The sequence below is a fragment of the Ottowia pentelensis genome (genome assembly GCF_964341695.1).
In genome coordinates, this window is sequence record NZ_OZ224513.1 from 1,676,860 (window position 1) to 1,694,970 (window position 18,111).

At 70.6% G+C, this 18,111-nt stretch carries 18 protein-coding genes and 1 tRNA gene; 3 read left to right on the plus strand and 16 right to left on the minus strand.

All coding sequences use genetic code 11. The annotated features are described in order from the left end of the window. Window positions 1-42: 42 nt before the first annotated feature. The 13 genes from ACWHMB_RS08135 to ACWHMB_RS08195 form a co-directional block, all read right to left on the minus strand. Entirely contained in the window at window positions 43-888 is an 846-nt protein-coding gene (locus ACWHMB_RS08135; protein ID WP_377480782.1) for an ATP-binding cassette domain-containing protein, read from the minus strand. Between the two features lie 50 nt (window positions 889-938). Then, on the minus strand, window positions 939-1,952 hold the full coding sequence (locus tag ACWHMB_RS08140; RefSeq protein ID WP_377480047.1) for an ABC transporter ATP-binding protein: 1,014 nt from the start codon (window positions 1,950-1,952) through the stop codon (window positions 939-941). A 9-nt stretch (window positions 1,953-1,961) separates the two neighbouring features. Next, window positions 1,962-2,465, minus strand: a complete 504-nt coding sequence (locus tag ACWHMB_RS08145; RefSeq protein WP_293226252.1) for a type II toxin-antitoxin system VapC family toxin — start codon at window positions 2,463-2,465, stop codon at window positions 1,962-1,964. Beyond that, window positions 2,462-2,725: a ribbon-helix-helix domain-containing protein gene (locus ACWHMB_RS08150; protein WP_293226255.1), complete on the minus strand. Its 264-nt coding sequence runs from the start codon at window positions 2,723-2,725 to the stop codon at window positions 2,462-2,464. Before ACWHMB_RS08150 ends, ACWHMB_RS08145 begins: the two co-directional genes overlap by 4 nt. 74 nt (window positions 2,726-2,799) lie before the next feature. Next, a complete protein-coding gene (locus ACWHMB_RS08155) occupies window positions 2,800-3,672 on the minus strand; it encodes an ABC transporter permease (protein ID WP_293226257.1) in 873 nt (290 codons plus the stop codon). 94 nt (window positions 3,673-3,766) lie between these two features. Beyond that, complete coding sequence (locus tag ACWHMB_RS08160; RefSeq protein WP_293226259.1) at window positions 3,767-4,735, minus strand: ABC transporter permease; 969 nt, start codon at window positions 4,733-4,735, stop codon at window positions 3,767-3,769. 40 nt (window positions 4,736-4,775) lie between these two features. Beyond that, a complete protein-coding gene (pth, locus tag ACWHMB_RS08165) occupies window positions 4,776-5,411 on the minus strand; it encodes an aminoacyl-tRNA hydrolase (RefSeq protein ID WP_377480042.1) in 636 nt (211 codons plus the stop codon). A 90-nt stretch (window positions 5,412-5,501) separates the two neighbouring features. Continuing rightward, the gene (locus ACWHMB_RS08170) at window positions 5,502-6,155 is read right to left on the minus strand and encodes a 50S ribosomal protein L25/general stress protein Ctc (protein WP_377480039.1); all 654 of its coding nucleotides are present in this window, start codon (window positions 6,153-6,155) and stop codon (window positions 5,502-5,504) included. A 94-nt stretch (window positions 6,156-6,249) separates the two neighbouring features. Continuing rightward, on the minus strand, window positions 6,250-7,227 hold the full coding sequence (locus ACWHMB_RS08175; protein WP_447648500.1) for a ribose-phosphate pyrophosphokinase: 978 nt from the start codon (window positions 7,225-7,227) through the stop codon (window positions 6,250-6,252). Window positions 7,228-7,306: 79 nt separating this feature from the next. Then, a tRNA-Gln gene (locus ACWHMB_RS08180) sits at window positions 7,307-7,383 on the minus strand. A gap of 37 nt (window positions 7,384-7,420) precedes the next feature. Beyond that, a complete protein-coding gene (ispE, locus tag ACWHMB_RS08185; RefSeq protein WP_377480034.1) occupies window positions 7,421-8,281 on the minus strand; it encodes a 4-(cytidine 5'-diphospho)-2-C-methyl-D-erythritol kinase in 861 nt (286 codons plus the stop codon). Between the two features lie 12 nt (window positions 8,282-8,293). Beyond that, the gene (locus tag ACWHMB_RS08190; protein ID WP_377480031.1) at window positions 8,294-8,815 is read right to left on the minus strand and encodes a lipoprotein insertase outer membrane protein LolB; all 522 of its coding nucleotides are present in this window, start codon (window positions 8,813-8,815) and stop codon (window positions 8,294-8,296) included. After that, window positions 8,812-10,647, minus strand: a complete 1,836-nt coding sequence (locus ACWHMB_RS08195) for a tetratricopeptide repeat protein (RefSeq protein ID WP_377480029.1) — start codon at window positions 10,645-10,647, stop codon at window positions 8,812-8,814. The genes ACWHMB_RS08190 and ACWHMB_RS08195 overlap by 4 nt, the downstream gene beginning before the upstream one ends. Before the next feature lie 39 nt (window positions 10,648-10,686). Between ACWHMB_RS08195 and mutM the strand changes: the two genes are divergently transcribed. From mutM to mutY, 3 genes are read left to right on the plus strand one after another with little or no spacing between them, the layout of a single operon-like run. Then, a complete protein-coding gene (gene mutM, locus ACWHMB_RS08200; RefSeq protein WP_377480026.1) occupies window positions 10,687-11,502 on the plus strand; it encodes a bifunctional DNA-formamidopyrimidine glycosylase/DNA-(apurinic or apyrimidinic site) lyase in 816 nt (271 codons plus the stop codon). Window positions 11,503-11,546: 44 nt separating this feature from the next. Continuing rightward, window positions 11,547-13,523 (plus strand): dynamin family protein, encoded by a 1,977-nt coding sequence (locus ACWHMB_RS08205; RefSeq protein ID WP_377480023.1) that lies wholly within the window; start codon window positions 11,547-11,549, stop codon window positions 13,521-13,523. Further along, entirely contained in the window at window positions 13,520-14,608 is a 1,089-nt protein-coding gene (gene mutY, locus ACWHMB_RS08210) for an A/G-specific adenine glycosylase (RefSeq protein ID WP_377480021.1), read from the plus strand. Before ACWHMB_RS08205 ends, mutY begins: the two co-directional genes overlap by 4 nt. On the opposite strand, the gene rapZ is transcribed toward mutY, so the two are convergent. From rapZ to ACWHMB_RS08225, 3 genes are read right to left on the minus strand one after another with little or no spacing between them, the layout of a single operon-like run. Continuing rightward, on the minus strand, window positions 14,577-15,440 hold the full coding sequence (gene rapZ, locus ACWHMB_RS08215; RefSeq protein WP_377480018.1) for an RNase adapter RapZ: 864 nt from the start codon (window positions 15,438-15,440) through the stop codon (window positions 14,577-14,579). The two genes, mutY and rapZ, sit on opposite strands and share 32 nt — an antisense overlap. 10 nt (window positions 15,441-15,450) lie before the next feature. Then, window positions 15,451-17,169: a DNA repair protein RecN gene (gene recN / locus ACWHMB_RS08220; RefSeq protein ID WP_377480015.1), complete on the minus strand. Its 1,719-nt coding sequence runs from the start codon at window positions 17,167-17,169 to the stop codon at window positions 15,451-15,453. Between the two features lie 4 nt (window positions 17,170-17,173). Next, on the minus strand, window positions 17,174-18,067 hold the full coding sequence (locus ACWHMB_RS08225; protein ID WP_377480012.1) for an NAD kinase: 894 nt from the start codon (window positions 18,065-18,067) through the stop codon (window positions 17,174-17,176). Window positions 18,068-18,111: the final 44 nt, after the last annotated feature.

Below are 18,111 nucleotides of genomic sequence, written 5' to 3' on the forward strand. Positions count from 1 at the left end.
GGCGAGCATGGTAGCGCAGCGGCCCGCTGCGCCGCCGGGGCGTCAGGCGGGCACGACCATCTCGGGCACGGCGGCCAGCAGGGTGCGGGTGTAGGGGTGGCTGGGCGCGCCCAGCACCTGGCGCACCGGGCCGTGCTCGACGATGCGCCCGCCCTGCATCACGGCCACGTCCTGGCACAGGTGGCTGACCACGGCCAGGTCGTGGCTGATGAACAAAAAGGTGACGCCATGCGCGTCGCGCAGGTCGGCCATCAGGTTGAGCACCTGCGCCTGCACCGAGACGTCGAGCGCGCTCACGGCCTCGTCGGCCACGATCAGCCTGGGCTGGGTGATGAGCGCGCGCGCAATGGCGATGCGCTGGCGCTGGCCGCCGGAAAATTCGTGTGGGTACTTGTCGAGCGCATCCAGCCGCAGGCCGACGGCGGTCAGCATCGCGGCGGCGCGCTCGCGCTGCAGGGCGCGGCTGGCGTGCTCGAGCGCGGCGGCCGGCTCAGCCACGGTGCGCCAGACGGGGCGGCGCGGATCGAGCGAGCCGTAGGGGTCTTGGAACACCATCTGGAAGTCGCGCCGGGCGCGGCGCAGCTCGGCCGGCGCCAGCGCGTGCAAATCGCGCCCTTCCAGCAGCACCTGGCCGCTGGTGGGGCGCTCCAGCGCCATCACCAGCCGCGCCAGCGTGCTCTTGCCCGAGCCCGACTCGCCCACGATGCCCATGCTGCGCCCGGCCGTCACCTGCAGCGACACGCCCTTGAGCGCCTGCAGCACGGCGGGCGGCGCGAGCAGCGATTCGCGCGGCAGCGCGTAGTCGCGCGTGAGATTGCGCACCTCAAGTAAATGATGCCCCCACGCTTCCCCGCTGCGCGTGGTTCGCTGCCCCCCGAGGGGGCCGATTTCGCCTTGGGAGCTGCCCTGCGGCGAAATAGGGCTCTGGCCGGCGTCCATCATGCGCGATCAGCTATCGAATTGGAAGCGGCCAGCACCACCTCGGCGCGCCGGCACTGGAACAGGTGGGTCGGCGAAAGTTCGACCCGCGGCGGCGCGTCGCGGCTGCAGGCCGGCTCTTCGGTGAAGGGGCAGCGGCCGGCAAAGGGGCAGCCGGGCGGCAGGGCGAACAGCTCGGGCACGGTGCCGGCAATGGTGGGCAGGCGGTCGCTGCGGTGCGCGTGCAGGCGCTGCGCCAGGTTGGGCCGCGCCGCCAGCAGGCCGCGCGTGTAGGGGTGGGCCGGGTGCTTGAAGACCTCGTCGGCCTGGCCCGCCTCGACCACGCTGCCGCCGTACATCACCAGCATGCGCCGCACGTTCTGCGCCACCAGGCCCAGGTCGTGCGAGATCAGCACCAGGGCCATGCCGTGCTCGGCCACCAGCTCGCGGATAAGCGCCAGGATCTGCTTTTGCACCGTGACGTCGAGCGCGGTGGTGGGCTCGTCGGCGATCAGCACGTCGGGTTTGCAGGCCAGTGCCATGGCGATCATCAGGCGCTGGCGCTGGCCGCCGGAGAACTGGTGCGGGTAGGCGTCCACGCGCCGCGCCGGCTCCGGAATGCCCACGCGCTCCATCAGCTCGATGGCCTGCCGGCGCGCGGCGGCGGCACCCAGGCCCTGGTGCAGGCGAAGCGGCTCGGCGATCTGCGCGCCCACGCGGTGCACGGGGTTCAGGGCCGTCATCGGCTCCTGAAAGATCATGGCGATGCGGTTGCCGCGCAGCGCGCGCCAGCCGCGGTCGGGCAGGCCCACCAGCTCTTGGCCATGCAGGCGCACGCTGCCGCTGACGGTGGCGTTCTCGGGCGCCAGGCCCATCAGCGCCAGCGCGGTCATCGACTTGCCGCAGCCCGACTCGCCGATCAGGCCGACGGTGTCGCCGCGCTCCAGCGCAAAGCCGACGCCGCGCACGGCCGGCGCACTGCCGCGGTGGGTGTGCAGGTCGACGCGCAGGTTCTGGACTTCGAGCAGGGGCATGGCGGGCAGTCAGGCACGCAGCAGGTTGGTGAGCGGGCGGCCGCGCGCGTCGCGGTAGACGTCGAAGTCGGTGTCCACGCTCAGGATGTGGCGCAGGCCCAGGCGTTCGGCGGCCTCGGCGATGGAGGCGTCGGCCAGGTCCAGCGGCAGGCTGGCGAAGCGCTGGGCCACGCGGCGCATGTGCGGCAGGCTGGCTTCGCTGGGCGTGTCCACTTGCAGGCCGCCGCGCTCGGCCCACAGCAGAAAGTCGAGCGCGGCCTGGTTGTGCACGCGCCGCGCCAGCAGGGCGCAGACCTCGGTCAGCACGGGCCAGGTGCTGACCAGCGCCATGCCGGGGTGTTGCTGCAGCCAGGCCAGCACGCGCGCATGCCAGTCGTCGCCGGCGTTGAACAGCGCCAGCAGCGGGCCGCTGTCGACCAGCACCGGGCCCTGCGGCGCGAAGGACCAGGGCGGCGGCTCGGCCACGCGGGGTGCCGCGGCGGGTGCCGGGGGCGGTGCGGCGTAGGCGCTCATCGCGGGCGGCGGCGGGCGTGTTTTTCTTGCCAGACGTCGGCGGCGTGGGCGTGGCGGGCGCTCGCCAGGTCGGCCGGCCCGGCATGGCGGCCGAACAGGTCGGCGCCCAGCGACCAGGCCGAGGGCGGCGCCTGCGGCACCTTGGCCAGGTAGGCCGTCAGGGCGTCGCGCATCAGATCGCTGATGCTGCGGCCCTCGACGGCGCACTGGCGGCGCAGCGACTGCTCGAGGCTGGGCGGGAGCTTGACGGTGGTGGTCATGGCGGATTCGATGATGTAATAAATGAAATATTACTTCATGCCCAAGCCGTGTGCAAGGGGGTGCGCCACGGCCGTCAGCGCCGCTGCAGGCGCGGGTCCAGCACGTCGCGCAGCCCGTCGCCCAGCAGGTTCAGGCCCAGCACCGACAGCATGATGGCCAGGCCCGGCCACACGGCCAGCAGCGGGGCGTCGAACATCAGCGTCTGCGCCTCGCTCAGCATGCGGCCCCAGCTGGGTTGCGGCGGCTGGGTGCCCAGGCCCAGGTAGGACAGTGCCGCCTCGGCCAGGATGGCGATGGCGAAGCGGATGGTGGCCTGCACGATCAGCACCGCCGCGATGTTGGGCAGCACGTGCTCGAAGGTGATGCTGAGCGCGCCCTTGCCGCAGCTGCGCGCGGCCAGCACGTAGTCGCGGCTCCACACGGCGTTGCCGGCGGCGCGGGTGATGCGCGCGAAGGTGGGGATGTTGTACAGGCCGATGGCGATGATGGCGTTGACGATGCCGGGGCCGTACACCGCCGTCAGCATGATGGCCGACAGAATGGCCGGAAAGGCAAAGCCGAAGTCGCAGGCGCGCATGATGGCCTCTTCGACCCAGCCGCGCCGCGCCGAGGCCAGCAGGCCCAGGGCGGTGCCCGCGACCAGGCCGATGCCGACGGCGATCACGCCCACCAGGATGGAGGCGCGCGCGCCCACCAGCAGCTGCGAGACGACGTCGCGCCCGAAGGCGTCGGTGCCCAGCCAGAAGCGCGCGCTGGGCGGCAGCAGCTTGTCGCCCATGTTGACCTCGTAGACCGAGTGCGGCGTCCACAGGTAGGACAGCGCCGCCGCCAGCAGCAGCGCCAGCGTGAGCAGCCCACCGATGACGAAGCCCGGGTGGCGCCGCGCGCGCGCCCAGAAGCCGGGCGCGGCGCGCTGTGCGGGAGCGGGCAGGGCAGCGGCGTTCATCCGGTGATCAGATTTGAGACAAAAGTGGCACTGGCCCGCACAGGACAAGCGCGAGCAGCTATTGAAATGATAGATTCATGCAGGCGACCGGGCGTCATATTTCGCTGGCCTTCACGCGCGGGTCGATGGCCGCGTACAGCACGTCGACGATGAAGTTGACCACCACCACCATCCCGGCCAGCAGCATCACGCAGTTGCGCACCACGATCAGGTCGCGGTTGGCAATGCTCTGGAAAATCAGGCGCCCCAGGCCGGGCAGGTAGAACACGCTTTCGACCACGATGGTGCCGGCCAGCAGTTCGGCAAACTGCAGGCCCATCACGGTGATGACCGGGATCATGGCGTTGCGCAGCACGTGGCCCCACAGCGTGGCGCGGCGCGACAGGCCCTTGGCGCGCGCGGTGCGCACGAAATCCTCGCGCAGCACCTCCAGCACGGCCGAGCGGGTGAAGCGCGCCAGGATCGCCGCCTGCACCACGGCCAGCGCCACGGCGGGCAGGATCAGCGCCTTCAGCCCGTCCCACAGGCCGGCCCACACGCCGTCGTCGAAGATCCAGCCGTCGAAGCCGCCAGCCGAAAACCACTGCAGCTTGACCGAAAACAGCAGGATCAAGAGGATGGCGAACCAGAAGTTGGGCACCGCGATGCCCAGCTGCGCCAGCGCCATCAGGCCGGTGTCGCCGGCGCGGTTGTGCTGCGAGGCGGCGTACACGCCGACCACCAACGCCAGCAGCGCTGTCAGCGCCATCGCCAGCACGGCGAGCGGCACCGTCAGCTGCAGGCGCTCGCCGATCAGCTCGGACACCGAGGAGCCATAGGCGTAGGACAGGCCCATGTCGCCGCGCAGCAGCCCGGCGATCCAGTGCAGGTAGCGGCCCAGCGCGGGCTGGTCCAGCCCCAGCTCGACGGCCTTGGCGGCGATAGCCGCAGGGTCGGCGTCGGGCCCCATCAGCACCTGGGCGGCGTTGCCGGGCAGGATCTCGAGCACGGCAAACACGATCACGCTGGTGGCCACCAGCGTGATGATCAGCGTGAGCAGGCGCTTGACGAGGAAGAAGCCCATGGGTGGCCGGCATTATCACCATGAACACCGGCCGCCGGGTTCATTCCTCGGGTGGCGGCTCGGGCGCGGCGGGCGGCGGCTTGCGCTCGGGCTTGGGGCGCGGCGGCTTGCTGGTGTGGATGCGCTGCGTGGCGGCGTTCATGTCGCCCGCGGCCAGCAGTTCGAAGGCGGCGGCGGCGCGGTCGACGGCCTGCTCGATGGCGATCTGCTCGTCCAGCGGCGGTTTTTTGAGCACCCAGCCCACCACCTCGTGGCGCGCGCCGGGGTGGCCGATGCCCAGGCGCAGCCGCCAGTAGTCGGCCGTGCCCAGTTGGGCGTGGATGTCGCGCAGGCCGTTGTGGCCGGCGTGGCCGCCGCCGAACTTGAGCTTGGCCTCGCCCGCGGGCAGGTCCAGCTCGTCGTGCGCCACCAGGATTTCGGCCGGTGCGATCTTGAAAAAGCGCGCCAGCGCGGCCACCGACTGGCCCGACAGATTCATGAAGGTCTGCGGCTGCAGCAGCCACACGCTCTGGCCGGCCACGCTGGCGCGCGCCACGCGGCCCTTGTAGGCGCGCTCGAGGACGAGGTTGGCGTTCAGGCGTCGGGCGATGGCGTCGATCCACCAGAAGCCCGCGTTGTGGCGCGTGGCGGCGTACTCGGGGCCCGGGTTGCCCAGGCCGACAAACAGCTTGATCATGGAAGGCGATTATCGAGCGCCACAAAGACCGACGGCCCGCGCAAGGCGAGCCGTCGGGCAGGGCGGGCGGCCGTCAAGGGGCCGCGGCCGTCACTTCTTGTCGCCAGTCGGAGCGGCGGCGGGCGCAGCGGCCGGCGCCGCCGCAGGTGCGGCTTCGGCTTCCGGCTCGGCTTCTTCGACGGTCGGGTTGGCCACCGACACCAGCACGAAGCCCTCGGCCGTGTGGCCGCGCAGCACGGCCTCGACGCCCTTGGGCAGCTGGACGTCCTTGAGCGTCAGGGTGGAGCCCTGCTCCAGCTTGGACAGGTCGATCGTGATCGACTCGGGCAGATCGGCCGGCAGGCAGCTCACTTCCAGCTCGGTCTGCACGTGGTTGATCAGGCACTTGGCCAGCTTGACCGCGGGCGACTCTTCCTCGCCCTGGTAGTGCAGCGGCACCTTCATGTGGATCTTGTGCGTGGCCGACACGCGCAGGAAGTCCACGTGCAGGATCTGCTGGCGGTAGGGATGCACCTGCACGTCGCGCAGCAGCACGGCGCTTTCCTTGCCGGCCAGTTCCATGGTCAGCACGCTGGAGTGGAAGGCCTCTTTCTTGAGGGCCTGCCACAGGGCGTTGTGATCGAGCTCGATCAGCTGGGGCTGGCCTTCGCCCCCATAGACGATGCCGGGCGCCTTGCCGGCGTTGCGCAGACGGCGGCTCGCACCCGTACCCTGCTTGCTGCGCTCGAAAGCGACGAATTTCATGTTGAACTCCTAGATGGGACCGACCGCGACCAGTGCGACCCCGTTTGAAAAGGATGGCTTGCCCAACAGGCTGGCGCCATCCGCGAAATGCTCCTCAGAACAGGTTCTCCTGCTCGCGGAACAAACTCATGACCGACTGCCCGTGCGCGATGCGCTGGATGGTTTGCGCAAACAGCGGCGCCACGGACAATTGGCGAATCTTGGGGCACTGCGCGGCCGATGGACTGAGCGGGATGGTGTTGGTGACCACCACCTCGTCGAGTGCCTGGCCCTGCGTGATGCGGTCGACCGCGGGCCCCGAGAAAATGGGGTGCGTGCAATAGGCGTACACCTTCTTGGCGCCGCGCTCCTTGAGCACCTCGGCCGCCTTCACCAGCGTGCCGGCGGTGTCGATCATGTCGTCCATGATCACGCAGTTGCGCCCGTCGATGTCGCCGATGACGTGCATCACCTCGCTCACGTTGGCCTTGGGCCGGCGCTTGTCGATGATGGCCAGGTCGCAGCCCAGCTGCTTGGCCAGTGCGCGCGCGCGCACCACGCCGCCCACGTCGGGGCTGACGACCAGCAGGTCGTGGTAATTCTTTTGTCGCAGGTCGGCCAGCAGCACCGGCGAGGCGTAGATGTTGTCGACCGGAATGTCGAAGAAGCCCTGGATCTGATCAGCGTGCAGGTCCATGGTGAGCACGCTGTTGACGCCCACGGCCTGCAGCATGTTGGCCACCACCTTGGCCGAAATCGGCACGCGCGTGGAGCGCGGGCGGCGGTCCTGGCGGGCATAGCCGAAGTAGGGGATGACGGCGCAGATGCGCTCGACCGAGGCGCGCTTGAGCGCATCGACCATCACCAGCAGCTCCATCAGGTTGTCGTTGGTGGGCGCGCAGGTGGGCTGCACCACGAAGATGTCGCGGGCGCGCACGTTCTGCATCAGCTCGACCGTGACCTCGCCGTCGGAAAAGCGCCCCACGTTGGCGGCGCCCAGGCTGATGTCCAGGCTGCGCGCGATCTCGGCGGCCAGGCCGGGGTTGGCGTTGCCGGTAAAGACCAGAAAATCGGGAGAGTGGGACGGGTGCATGGGGATTGCGGCAGATCGAAAGATCGGTTGATCGGCAGATCAATTGCGGCCCACGGGCTACCCGCCCGGGATGGGGTTTTGGCAGGGGAGGAAGGACTCGAACCCTCGCATGCCGGAATCAAAATCCGGTGCCTTAACCAACTTGGCGACTCCCCTACACAGGAGCCCGGTCAACACCGCCGACCAGGCACCTTCAATTGTCGCTGGAGGCCCAGCCGCCCAGCGGATGAACCTCCAAATTGCTGCACAGACGCACCGACCAGCCGGACGGCAGCTGCGCTTCGAGGCGAGACACGACGCCCGCCTCCTGCGCCAGCGGTGCGAACACCGCACTGCCCGACCCGGTCATCCGGCCCTTCAGACCATGCCGCGCGAGCAGCCCGATCGCCTGGGCCACCTGCGGACAAAGCCGCTCGGCAACCGGTTGCAGATCATTTTGGCCAAAGCCCAATGGGTCTGCAGCAAAGCCCAAGATTGTAGCAGCTTCCGTATCGCGTTTCAGCTCGGGCGCGCGAAAAATGGCGCCGGTGTCGAGCCCCGCCTGTGGCTTGACAACGACGAAGCGCGCCGTCGGCACGTTCAACGGTCGGATTTGCTCGCCGATGCCCTCGACCCAGGCGTTGCGGCCGTGTATGAAAAAGGGCACGTCGGCGCCCAGTTGCAGCCCGATGGCCGCCAGTTGCCCGCGCGACAGGCCCAGGCCCCACAGCCGGTTGAGGGCCAGCAGGGTGCTGGCGGCATCCGATGAGCCACCGCCCATGCCGGCCTGGGCGGGGATGCGCTTTTGCACGGCGATGTGCGCGCCGAGGGGGCTGCTCGTGGCCTGCTGCAGCGCGCGCGCGGCGCGCACGATCAGGTCGTCGGGCGGCAGCGGCTCGGCCAGGTCCTCGCGCGTGATGCCGCCATCGCGGCGCAACTCAAAATGCAGGGTGTCGCACCAGTCGATCAGCATGAAGGCCGACTGCAGCAGGTGGTAGCCGTCGGCACGCCGCCCCGTCAGGTGCAAGAACAGGTTCAGCTTGGCCGGCGCCGGCACGTCGTACAGGGCTTGCACGGGTCGGTGCCTTCAGGCGGGGTCGAGGATGACGCGCAGCTCGGCGCCCGGCAGCGGGCTCAGCCGCCGAGCCAGCAGGCGCCCGTCCGACAGGCCGCTCAGATCGGCCTGCCAGCCCGGCACCTCCTCGGGCACGCCGCGCAACCAAGCGAACAACGCCTGCAGCGGCACCGCCGTGCCGGTAACGGCAGCCGACAGCGCGTCGACCGAGGGGAAGGCATGCGTCTGGCCGTCTTGCACCAGCAGCGCCTCGTCGGGGCGCCATTTCAGTTCGGCCAGGATGCTGCCCAGCGGGGAGCTGAGCCGCAGTTCGCCGCTTTGGGCGTCGCCGGTGAGCTCGAAGCCGGCGTGAAACTGCTGGGGCGGATCGCTGGCGATGACCAGGCCCAGGCGACCGCTCCAGCTTTGCGTCGCGCCCTCGGCCGGTGGCGCCAGGGGCGCACGCGTGGCGCAGGCCACCAGTCCCAGCCAGGGCAGGCCCAGTGCGGCCAGCATGGCGCGGCGCCGCATGGGCGCCGTGGGCGTGGCGCTCACGGTGTGACCTGCAGGCGCTTGAGGGTCTTGGTGAGGGTCTGGTTGTTCGGGTCCAGGCGCAGGCCCTCGCGCCAGGTCGACAGCGCCGAGTCGCGCTCGCCCAGCGCCCACAGCACCTCGCCCAGGTGGGCGGCAATTTCAGCGTCGGGGCGCTTGTCGAAGGCGGCCTGCAGCGTGCGTTGCGCGCGCCCCAGCTGGCCCTGGCGGAATTCGACCCAGCCCAGGCTGTCCTGGATATAGGCGTCGTCGGGGGCGAGCTGCACCGCTTTCTCGATCAGGGACTTGGCCTCGGGCAGGCGCACGCCGCGATCGGCCAGCGAATAGCCCAGCGCGTTGTAGGCCTGGGCCGAGTCGGGCTTGAGCTTGATGACGCGGCGCAGCAGGCGCTCCATCTCGTCCGTGCGGTTCAGTCGCTCGGCCGCCATGGCGGCGTCGTACAGCAGGGCGTCGTCGTCGGGGCTTTGCTTGAGTGCCGCATTCAGCAGGCGCAGGGCCTGCTGCGCCTGTCCGTTCTCGCGCAGCAACTGGGTTTCGGCCAGCAGCTTCAGGCGGGCGTCGTCGGGGTCGCGCTCGGGCACGGCCTGGATGGCCTGCCGGGCTTCGTCGAGGCGCCCCTGGCGGGCCAGCAGGTTGGCACGCTCGACCTGCGCGGCCAGCAGTTGCTCGGGCGAGTCGATCTGATCGAGCCACTTTTTGGCCGTCGCGTCGTCGCCGCGCCGCGCCGCGATGCGGGCCAGGGTCAACTCGGCCTGGTTGCGGCCGGCGGCGCGAACGTCACCCGGTTGCTCGGCCTGCTCTTTCAGCATATCGAGATAGTGCTTGAGCGACTGCTCGGCCGGGGCGTCGTGCCGATCGTCGGCCGCCAGCAGGCCTTGCAGCAGCCAGCCATCGGGGTATTGCGGCCAACGCGTGACCAGGGCCGTGAGCTCGGTTTGCGCATCGGCGCGACGGCCGCGCTCGAGCAGGGCGCGCACGTAGTCAAGCTGGATCTCGGGCTTGGCCTCGGCACCCGCCAGGTAACGCTTGATCAGGGGCTCGGCCTGGTTTTCTCCGGTGCCGGAAAACAGTTGCAGTGCCAGCAGCGCCGGCCACTGCGATTCGGGCCCGGCGTTCAAGCCCAGCGTGGCGGCCACCAGGGCGCCCGTGCGATCGCCCTGTTGCAGGCGCAGGCGGCCCACGGTGGTCCAGGCAACGGGGGCCAGCGCGGGGTCCTTCTGGGCGTCGGCCAGGGCGGTTTCGACCGCCTGCAGGGCTTCGTCCTTGTTGGCCACGCGTTGATAGAGAGCGGGCAGCGCCGCGATGAAGCTGATTTTCTCGGTTGCGGGCAGCGCGTCCAGCAGGGTCTTCACCGGCGTGGCGGTTTCGCTCACGCGGCCCAGCGCCAGCAGCACCTGCAGCTCGAAGCGCGTGGCCTGCAGCGATTGCGGAAAGGCCTGGCGCCAGGCGCGCACCGCCTCCAGGGCGGCCGGTCCGGCGCGCGACTGAATGGCCATTTCGGTGGCACGCTGGTACACCGCCTCGTCGTTGGCGCGCCGCGCGGCATCCAGCAGGTAGGCCGCGCCCTGCTGCGGATCGCCGAGGTCGAACGACATCTCGCCCACCAGCAGCTCGTACATCAGCCGAGCCGACAGGCCCGACTGCAACGGGGGGCTGGCCACCGCCTTGGGCGTGGCCGCAGCCTCGGGTGGTGCGCTGGCCGGCGCCGCCGGGGCGCTGCTCGACGTCGCGACCTGGGCGGCCGGCGGCGCCGCGGCGGGCGCCTGGAGCGCGCACCCGGTCAGGGCGGCCAGAGCGAGCGTCGAACAGACCAGAACGGGTGCGGGGTAAGGCATCGAATCATAATAATCCATGCCCGAACCTGGTCTGCCGCGATGCCCGAGTTGCCCGAAGTCGAAGTGACGCGCCGCAGTTTTGCGGACCGCATCCAGGGCGCCCGCATCGAACGCGTGTGCATGGGCAAGCCGCTTCGCTGGCCGCTGGGGGTGCCGCCCGAGGCCCTGGCCGGCCACCTGATCCGCGGCGTGCGCCGGCGCGGCAAGTACCTGCTGATGGACTTGGACGAGGGCCTGCTGCTACTGCACCTGGGCATGTCGGGCCGCCTGCAGTTCGCGGCTGACCTGCCGCCGCCGGGCACGCACGATCACATGGACATGCAGACCGACCATGGCGTGCTGCGCCTGCACGATCCGCGCCGCTTCGGCGCCGTGGTGTGGGCGGCGGACGAGGCGCGGGAGCCGGCGCGCAAGCTGCTGGCCGGCCTGGGTGCCGAGCCGCTGGACGAGGGTTTCGATCCCGCCGCTTTTCATGCCGCCCTCAAGCGGCGCCGCGCGCCCATCAAGCAGGTGCTGCTGGCGGGCGACGTGGTGGTGGGCGTGGGCAACATTTATGCATCGGAGGCCCTGTTCATGGCCGGCATTCGTCCCACGGTGCGCGCCGATCGCCTGTCGCGCGCGCGCTCCGACCGCCTGCATGCCGCGGTGCAGGCGGTGCTGGGGCGCGCGGTGGAGCGTGGCGGGACCACCCTGCGCGACTTTGCCAACGCCATGGGCGAGACGGGGCATTTCCAGCTCGACGTGGCGGTCTATGGCCGCGCCGGCCAGCCCTGTGTGGTGTGCGCAACACCGATCCGGCTGCTGCGCCAGGGGCAGCGCTCCAGCTTTTATTGCCCGGTGTGCCAACGCGCGTGATGGCGTGCCGACGCCGCCGCGCGAGGCGATAAGATGGCGCGATCATGCAAACGGGCGCGGCGGTGGCCGGATTCAACGAGCAGTTTGACCAGCACGGGGCGTGGCGGCGCGAGACGGCGCTGCGCCTGAAGGTGCTGGGCGACTGGCTGCACGAGCAGCAACTGCTGGACGGCGGCGCCAGCGAGGGCTTGCAGCGGCTGACCGAGCAACTGCAGTCCGACAAGCTGATGGTGGCCTTCGTGGCCGAGTTTTCGCGCGGCAAATCCGAGCTCATCAACGCGGTGTTCTTTGCCGGCTATGGCCGACGCATCATGCCGGCCAGCGCGGGGCGCACCACCATGTGCCCGACCGAGCTGGGCCATGACGCCAGCGTGCCGCCGTGCCTGCGCCTGCTGCCGATCGAAACCCGCCTGCAGCCGCAGGCGCTGATGGAGTGGCGTCTGGTGCCCGAGCAGTGGACGCGGGTGGACCTGGACGTGAACGATCCGGCGCAGCTGGCGGGCGCGATGGAGAAGGTCGCCGAGGTCAACCTCGTGTCCGTCGAGCAGGCGCGGGCGCTGGGCTTTTGGCACGATGAGCATCCGCAGGACAACCCGCCCGTCGATGCCCAGGGGCTGGTCGAGGTGCCGCGCTGGCGGCATGCGCTGATCAACATGGCGCACCCCCTGCTCAAGCAGGGCCTGGTGGTGCTGGACACCCCGGGCCTGAACGCGATCGGCGCCGAGCCCGAGCTGACCGTGAACCTGATCGCGCAGGCCCAGGCCGTGGTGTTCGTGCTGGGTGCCGATACCGGCGTGACCCGCTCCGACCTGGCCATCTGGCAGGAACACCTGGCGCCGGCGCGCAGCGGCATCGGCGCGCAACTGGTGGTGCTCAACAAGATCGACGCGCTGTGGGACGGACTACGCACGCCGCAGCAGATCGAGGCGGAGATCGCGCGGCAATGCACGTCGACCGCGCAGACGCTGCACGTCGATGCGGACCAGGTCGTGGCCTTGTCGGCGCAAAAGGGTTTGCTGGCCAAGGTGCGCGGCGACGCCGCGCTGCTGCAGGACAGCCGCCTGCCGGCCTTCGAAGCCCTGCTGGCGCGCATGGCGCTGGGCGAGCGCCAGCAGGCGCTGGAGCAGGCGGTACACCGCGGCCTGGAGCGCCTGCAGGCCGACGCCCTGCGCGTGATCGGCGTGCAGCGGCGCGAATGGGTCGAGCAGGTGCAGGAGCTCAAGGGCCTGCGCGGCAAGAACCACGCGGTCATTCGCCACATGCGTCGGCGCGTTGAGGACGAGAAGCAAACCTTCGACCGCAGCGCCGCCGGCGTGCTGGCCGTGCGCTCGGTTCACGTCAAGCTGCTGCGCGAGGTGTTTGCCCTGCTGAGCAGCGCCAGCATCAAGAGCGAGCTGGCGGGCCTGAGCGCGGCCCTGCGCGAACCGGGTCTCAAACTGGGCGTGCGCAAGGTGTATGCCGAGGGCTTCGATCGGCTGCGCGCCGTGGTGCGCCGCGTGACCGGGCAGGTGGGCGAGATCGACGCCATGCTGGGCAGCGCCTTTCGCACGCTCAACACCGAGCATGGCTTCTCGTTGCAGGTGCCGCCCGCGCCCGATCTGCACCGGCTCGAGAGCGAGCTTGCGGCGGTGGAGCAAAGCCACGTGCAGTACCTCGGTGTCGGCAACCTGCTGCATCTGGTGCGCGCCGAGTTCACCGACAAGCTGATCCGATCGCTGTTCGCCCGCGTGCGGGCCATTTTTGAAACCGCCGTGGGCGAGATCGAGTTGTGGAACAAGGCCGCGTCCGGGCAACTGGATGTGGAACTGCGCGAGCGACGCCGGGCCTTCAGCCGCCGCATCGAAACCATCCAGCGTATTCAAGACGCGGCCAGCAATCTGGACTCTCGGCTGGCCGAGCTCGACCAGCAACTGCAGAGCTTGCAGGCGCTCGAGCTTCGGCTGGGGCGCATGGTGCGCGAGCTGCAGAGCTCGGCGGCGCCCGCTCGCAGCGGCCAGGCCGTCGAAACCGCCCTCGCGTGAGAGCGGCCCCGGACGAGCGCGGCGATTTTGCCGCGCGGGTGATTGCCTGGCAGCGCCGGCACGGCCGCCACGATCTGCCCTGGCAGGGCACGCGCGACCCCTACCGCGTGTGGCTGTCGGAAATCATGCTGCAGCAGACGCAGGTGACGACGGTGCTGGCCTACTACCCGCGCTTTCTGCAGCGCTTCGCCGACGTGGCCGCCCTGGCGCAAGCCAGCGAGGATGAAGTGCTGGCCTTGTGGAGCGGCCTGGGCTACTACAGCCGTGCGCGCCAGCTGCGCCGCTGCGCGCAGCGGGTGGTGGCCGATTTCGGCGGGCAGTTTCCGACGCAGGCTACCGTGCTGGCGACCTTGCCCGGCATCGGCCGCTCGACGGCGGCAGCCATTGCGGCCTTCTGCTTCGGCGAGCGCAGCGCGATCCTGGACGGCAACGTCAAGCGCGTGCTGGCGCGTGTGTGGGCCGTCGACGACGACCTGGCCCAGGCCGCTGCCGTGCGGGCCCTGTGGGAGCGTGCCGAGTCCGTGCTGCCGACCACGCGGCTGCGGGCGAGCATGCCGGCGTATACCCAGGGCCTGATGGACCTGGGCGCCACGGTGTGCCTGCCGCGGCAGCCGCAATGCGGGCGCTGCCCCTTGGCCAGCGGGTGTCGGGCACATCTGCAGGGCAATCCGCAGCGCTACCCTGTCAAGACCCGCAAGGCCGCGCCGCGCCCGGTGGTGGCCCTGTGGCTGCTGCATGCGGTGGACGATCAGGGGCGGGTCTGGCTGCAGCGCCGTCCGCCGCGCGGCATCTGGGCCGGCCTGCACTGCCTGCCCGCATTCGATACCCGCGCGCGGGCTTTGCATGGCTTGGCCCAGGCAGGGCAAGCGTCGGTGGTCGAACACCCGCCGTTCACGCATATCCTGACGCACCGGGAATTGCACATCCATGTGATGAGCGGGGTTGTGAAAAGCGCCACGACGCTGGGCGAGGCTGGTGCCTGGTTTGCCGCGTCGGACTGGCCGCGACTGGGCCTGCCGGCGCCGGTGCGCCGGTTTCTGTCCCAACCCGAGGTCAGCGCTTGTCCAGCTCGCGGTGGCGCTTGAGGGCCAGCCAGCGGTCGCTGAAATGCGCCGCCAGGCGCTCGACGAAGTAGACCGAGCGGTGCTGCCCGCCCGTGCAGCCGATGGCCACCGTGACGTAGCTGCGGTGGTCGCGCTCCATGGCCGGCAGCCAGGTCTGCAGAAAGTGGGCGATCTGATCGAACATCAGCGCCACCTCGGCATGCTGCTCCAGAAAGGCGATCACCGGTGCGTCGCGCCCGGTCAGGGGGCGCAAGGCTGGGTCGTAGTGGGGGTTGGGCAGCATGCGCACGTCGAACACGTAGTCGGCGTCGAGCGTGAGGCCGTTCTTGAACCCGAAGGATTCGAACACCAGCGTGAGCGGCGCCGAGGGCGCGGCAATGAGCGTCTTGACGTAGTCCAGCAGTTGCGCCGGCCGCAGCTGGCTGGTGTCGATCAGGTGCGAGCGCTCGCGCAGGTCGGCCAGCAGCTCGCGCTCGCGCGCAATGGCCTGCATCAGCCCGGCCTGGGCATCGGCGTCGCTCGGTTTGGACAGCGGGTGGCGCCGGCGCGTTTCGGAAAAGCGCCGCACCAGCGTCTCGTCGCTGGCGTCCAGAAAGATCAGGCGCAAGTCGATGCCGCTGTCGCGCAGGCTGTGCAGCAGCAGCGGCAGCTGGGGCAGGGCGCGGCTGCTGCGCACGTCGATGGCGATGGCCAGCTTGCTGGCCTTCAGGCCGTCCTCGATCGAGACGAAGGGCTTGAGCAACTCGGGTGGCAGGTTGTCCACGCAGTAGTAGCCCGCGTCTTCGAGCGCGTGCAGGGCCACCGACTTGCCCGAGCCGGACATGCCGGTGATGACCACCAGTTCGGTGCTCATGGGGTCATGCTCAGACACGGACGCCACGGCGGCCCGCGGGGCGGGCATGGGTGGCGCTGGCGGGCGCAGGCCTTGCCTGCTCCAGCAGCTCCTGCGCGTGCGCCAGGGTGGCGGGGGTGATCTGCTCACCACCCAGCATGCGCGCCAGCTCCTGCGTGCGCGCGGCACCGGCGATGGGGGCGACCTGGCTTTGCGGGCTGCCGTCGCCGGCCGTGGCCTTGCTGACACGCAGGTGATGGTCGGCGCAGGCGGCCACCTGCGGCAGGTGCGTGACGCACAGCACCTGGCGATCGCGCCCCAGGCGCTGCAGCAGGCGGCCCACGGTGGCGGCCACGGCGCCGCCCACGCCGGCGTCGACCTCGTCGAAGATCAGCGTGGCGGCCGGGCCCAGCGTGCTGGTGGTGACGGCGATGGCCAGCGACAGGCGCGACAGCTCGCCGCCCGAGGCTACGCGGTCGATGGCACGCGCAGTGACGCCGGCGTGCGCGGCGACGAGGAATTGCGCGCTTTCCAGCCCGTGCGCGGCCGGCGTCGGCAGGCGCTCCAGCTGCACCTCGAAGGCGCCGCCGGCCATGCCCAGCTCCTGCATGGCCGCCGTGACCGCAGCCGAGAGGCGCGGCGCGGCCTGCGCGCGGGCGCGGCTGATCTGGCCGGCCAAGCTGTTGTAGGCGGATCGGGCCTGCTCCAGCCGGGCTTGCAACTGCTGCAGATCGCCGGCCGATTCCAGGCGCTCCAGTTCGGCGCGCCAGCCGGCCAGCAGGCCGGGCAGCTCGGCGGGCGGGCGGCGATGACGGCGCGCCAGCGCATGCCATTGGCCGATGCGCTCGTCCAGCGCGGCCAACTGCTCGGGGTCGGGGTTGGCGTGCCGCAGATAGGCGTGCAGGCTGCGCGCGGCGTCGCGCAGTTGGGCCTCGGCGGCTTGCAAGGGTTCGAGCAGGGCGCCGAACTCGGGCTCGATCGCGGCCGAGGCCTGCAGGGCCTCCTGGGCCTGCGCCAGGGCCGACAGCGCGCCGCCCTCGTCCTCGTCGCTTTCCAGCGCGCGGCTGGCAGCCAGCGCGGCGTCGATCAGGCTCTGGACGTTGGACAGGCGCGCGTGCTGCTGGCTCAACTCGTCCCATTCGCCCTCGCGCGGCGCCAGCTTGTCCAGCTCACTGATCTGCCACAGCAGGCGCTCGCGCTCCTGGGCCAGGCTGTCTTGCGCGCGGCGCGCCGCATCCAGCGCCGCCTGCGCCTGCTGCCAGGCCTGCCAGGCCGCCAGCAGCGGCGCGCCATCGACGCCGGCGTAGGCGTCCAGCAGGGCGCGCACGGCGGTGGGGCGTGTCAGGCTTTGCCAGGCGTGCTGGCCGTGGATGTCCAGCAATTGCTCGCTCAGCTCGCGCAGCTGCGCCACCGTGGCGGCCGAGCCGTTGATCCAGGCGCGGCTGCGGCCGGCGCGGTCGATGCTGCGGCGCAGCAGCAGGGCGCCGTCGGCGCTGTCCATGCCGTTGGCCAGCAGCCAGGACGTGCAGGCGGGCGGGGCGTCGAACTCGGCGCTGATCTCGCAGCGCGCCTGGCCCTCGCGCACCCACAGCGCGTCGCCGCGGCCACCCAGCACCAACTGCAGCGCGTCGATCAGGATGGATTTGCCGGCGCCGGTCTCGCCCGTCAGCACCGAGAAGCCGGCCTGCAGCTCCAGTTCGAGGACGGGCACGATGACGAAGTCGCGCAGGCTGAGGTGACGCAGTGCCATGGCTTCAGCCGCCCTTGTTCCAGTGCAGCTTTTCGCGCAGGGTGTCGAAGTAGCTCCAGCCCTGGGGGTGCAAAAAGCGCGCGCGGTGCTCGCTGCGGCGCACGATGATGCGGTCGCCGCGGTGCAGCGAGGTAAGGGTCTGCATGTCGAAGCTGGCGCTGGCGTCGCGCGCGGCCACGATCTCGATGGCGATCTCGCCAGGGTCGGCCAGCACGATGGGCCGGTTGGACAGCGCATGCGGCGAGATGGGCACCAGCGCCAAGCCCGGCAGCAGCGGGTGCAGCAGCGGCCCGCCGGCCGACAGCGAGTAGGCCGTCGAACCCGTGGGCGTGGCGATGATGATGCCGTCGGCACGGTAGTTGGCCACGAAGTGCCCGTCCACCTCGACGCTCAGCTCGACCATGCCCGAGGCCGCGCCGCGGTTGACCACCACGTCGTTCATGGCCAGGGCCTCGAACACGCAGGCGCCCTCGCGCTTGACCCAGCCCTGCATCAGCGCGCGAGGATCGTCCTCGAAGGCGCCCGCCAGCATGGCCGGCAGCAGCCGCGCGTAGTCGCCCAGCGGGATGTCGGTGATGAAGCCCAGGCGCCCCTGGTTGATGCCGATCAGCGGCGTGCCGTGGCGCGCCAGCTCGCGCCCCACGCCCAGCATGGTGCCGTCGCCGCCCACCACCACGCACAGCTCGCACTGGGCGCCGATGCCCGCCAGGTCGAGCGTCTGGAACTGTGTCAGGCCGGTGCTGGCCGCGGTGCGATCTTCGAGGCTGACCTGGCAGCCCTGCTGCTGCAAAAAGGTGCCGATCTCGGTCATCAGCTCGCGCGCCGGCTGCGCCGCCGACGCGCTGGAAGCGTCCTGATATTTGCCCACCAGGGCAACGCGCGTGAACTTCAGGGCCATGAGGAAATTACATCATAATGGGCCGCGATGACGGCCTCTTTTTC